Here is a 2,694-nt window from a genome sequence, read left to right as displayed (position 1 = left end):
CTCCCCGACAGCGCCCCCGGCTCCCCGGCGGGCGGTCCGCGCCCGGCCGGCCGATCCGCCGTCCGGCTGCCCGTCCCCACCGGACCGGTGCCGCCGTGGCCCGGTGAGCAGGTGCCTGCCGACGGCGGCTCGGTGTACCTGCGGCACACGCCGTACGCCGGCGACCCGGAAGACCCCCGCGGGCGCGGGCTGTACGTGCACGGGCTGGGCGGGGCGTCGACCAACTGGACCGACCTGGCCGCGATGCTCGCCGTCCGGCTCGAGGGGTTCGCGCTGGACCTGCCCGGTTTCGGCCGGTCGGAGCCGCCCTCGGACGGCGGGTACTCCATCGCCCGGCACGTGCAGGCCGTCGAGGCGGTGCTGGCCGACGTGGCCGACCGGCCCGGGCCGGGGCGCGGCGAGCCGGTGCACCTGGTCGGCAACTCGCTCGGCGGCCTGGTCAGCCTGCTGGTCGCGGTCCGCCGTCCGGACCTGGTCGCCACCCTCACCCTGATCTCCCCGGCGATGCCCGTGTACCGCGTCCCGCCGGCCTTCGACCGGGCCATCGCGCTGCTGCTGCTGCCCGGCATCCCCACCCTCGCCGAGAAGCGGATCCGCCTCGGCGCCCCCGAGGACCGGGTCCGGATGACGCTGGAGATGTGCTTCGGCGACCCCCGCCGGGTGCCCGAGGAGCGGCTGGCCGAGGCGGTGGAGGAGATGCGGCTGCGCGACGGGCAGGCCTGGTCCGGCCGGGCGCTGACCCGCAGCATGCGCGGGCTGATGACGTCCTACCTGCGGGTCGGCCGGGGCAACGCCTGGCGCGCGGCCCAGTCGGTGCGGGCCCCGGCGCTCGTGGTGTGGGGCGACGCGGACAAGCTGGTGGACCCGCGGTTGGCCCCCCGGCTGGCGACGGCGCTGCCCGACGCCCGGCTCCAGGTGCAGCCCGGGATCGGCCACGTGGCGATGATGGAGGCGCCCGAGGACACCGCGCGGGCGATCCTGGCGCTGCTGGAGGAGACCGACGGCTGACCGGACGAGGCCGGCGGGACGGGTGCGACGGGACGGTCCGACACGCCTGGCGACCTGGGCGGGCGCGGCGGGGCCCCGGGCGGGCCGGGGGCGGGCTCTTTTACACATCTCCCAGCCCCCGCGACCAGAGAGGGGCTCGTATGCCGTCTTCTGCTTTGAAAAAAAAAAAAAAAAAAAAAGGAAAGAAAGGTCGAGTGAACGGAGACGAGTAGAGAGATATGAGAGGCAGGCCCAGGTAGTCGTCGATGCGGACATAGAGTGAGGTCAGGAGGGTGTTGAGGTCGGTCGTCACAACCCGTACCCCAGCACCCTCCGCCCTGAAATCACACCCGTGTCATTCGGACTTACTCATCTAGCGGCCGCGCAGCCACTACCGTCGTGGCCACCCCGACCTCAGGAGCCTGACCACCCGTGCGCGAGTACGCCGTCGTCTGCCTCACCGCGGCGCTGGTCACCTTCCTGACCACGCCCGTGGTGCGGGTGCTGGCGATGCGCCTGAAGGTGGTCTCCGCCGTCCGCGAGCGCGACGTGCACGTCATCCCCACCCCGCGCGGTGGCGGCGTGGCCATGTACGCGGGGGTGGCGGCCGCCGTCCTGGTGGCCAGCCGGCTGCCGGCGCTGCAGCGGACCTTCGAGGACTCCCAGACCTACGCGGTGCTGGTCGCCGGTGGGCTGATCTGCCTGCTCGGGGTGCTCGACGACCGCTTCGAGATCGACGCCCTCACCAAGCTGACCGGCCAGATCGCCTGCGCCGGGGTCATGGTGCTGCTCGGCGTGCAGCTGCTGTTCGTCTTCCTGCCCTTCGCCGGGATCGGCACGCTGTCCCTGGGTGACGTCGGCGTCCCGCTGACCATCCTGGTGACGGTCCTGGTGGTCAACGCGCTGAACTTCATCGACGGCCTGGACGGGCTCGCCGCCGGGGTGTCGGCGATCGCGGCGCTGGCGCTGTTCGCCTACAGCTACAACCTCGGGCTGGTCGGCTACGACGACACCGCCTCCGCGCCCGCCCTGATCACCGCGGTCCTGGCCGGGGCGTGCCTGGGCTTCCTGCCGCACAACTTCTCCCCGGCCCGCATCTTCATGGGCGACTCCGGCTCCATGATGGTCGGGCTGATGCTGTCGGCCGCCGCCGTGTCGGCCACCGGCCGGGTCGACTCGCAGAGCTTCGACTCCGCGGCCAGCGTGCTCCCGCTGGCCCTGCCCCTCCTGGTCCCGCTGGCGGTGCTCTTCATCCCGTTCACCGACCTGGTGCTCGCGGTCGTGCGGCGCACCCGCAAGGGCCAGTCCCCGTTCAGCCCGGACAAGATGCACCTGCACCACCGGCTGCTGTCGATCGGGCACTCGCACCGGCGTGCGGTCCTGATCATGTACTTCTGGGCGGCGCTGCTGAGCTTCGGCGCCATCGCGCTGTCCATCTCCGGCGGCACCGTCGAGGTGTTGGTGGTGATCGGGGCGCTGCTGGTGGTGGGGGTCGTCGTCGTCCTCAGCCCGCGGGCCCGGCGGGCCGGGGGCGGGGGCCGACCCCACCACCCGCAGCGCCCCCGGCCCCACCAACACCCCGAACGGGCCCCCCGGGATGGGCACGGCCATGGCCCCCAAGCTCACCCGCGCCGCCCCGAAGGACAAGAACAAGGCCCGTCTCCTATACCCATCCGACGCTGCCGACCAAACCCCCTGCTGCAAGCA

General features: G+C 72.8%; 2 protein-coding genes. Both read left to right on the top strand.

Features of this window, described 5'->3' with window-relative positions:
• Nucleotides 1–1,008, top strand: a 1,008-nt coding sequence (locus LFA75_RS23510) for an alpha/beta fold hydrolase (protein ID WP_404820982.1), incomplete at its 5' end; no start/stop codon positions are given.
• A gap of 411 nt (nt 1,009–1,419) precedes the next feature.
• A partial coding sequence (locus LFA75_RS23505; protein WP_225236139.1) for a glycosyltransferase family 4 protein occupies nt 1,420–2,694 on the top strand: 1,275 nt, incomplete at its 3' end.

Origin of the sequence: Klenkia terrae, from assembly GCF_900491935.1 — a bacterium.
In the GTDB taxonomy this organism is placed as follows: Bacteria; Actinomycetota; Actinomycetes; order Mycobacteriales; family Geodermatophilaceae; genus Klenkia; species Klenkia terrae.
This window is presented reverse-complemented; position numbering and strand designations above follow the sequence as displayed.